Source organism: [Flexibacter] sp. ATCC 35208 (assembly GCF_001975825.1).
GTDB lineage: Bacteria > Bacteroidota > Bacteroidia > Chitinophagales > Chitinophagaceae > Chitinophaga.
This window is the reverse complement of sequence record NZ_MTKN01000379.1, coordinates 1-305: the sequence shown is the minus strand read 5'-3', so window position 1 is coordinate 305 and position 305 is coordinate 1. Positions and strand designations below refer to the sequence as shown.

The window sequence follows — 305 nt, the reverse complement described above, 5'->3', positions numbered from 1 at the left end:
TCCCTAGAGCTGTTAAAAATTTTAAGAGAGCAAAATGGGCAGATTTTGAGCGAAAATGAAGAAGATTTGTCTTGTGCTTATACAATCAATAATAATAAAATTGTCTGGCTACCCGCTAGCGGTGGCAAAGGAATCGTTTTTGAAGACGAAGCCACCATGCGGGAAGTTCTAAAAAATGGAGTACCTATTGAAGATGACAATTATAACCCATTTAAATCGAATCAGGAACATCTGGTAAATATCGCCAGCGAAATAAATTACTGGCTTAAAATATTGTCAGAGAAATTAGATTTGGAAATTGATGT

Annotated in this window: 1 protein-coding gene; it reads left to right on the top strand. The window is 35.4% G+C overall.

Going from position 1 to position 305, the window contains the following annotated elements; genetic code table 11:
- On the top strand, positions 1-305 hold a 305-nt coding region (locus BW716_RS37465), incomplete at both ends, for a hypothetical protein (protein ID WP_179091455.1).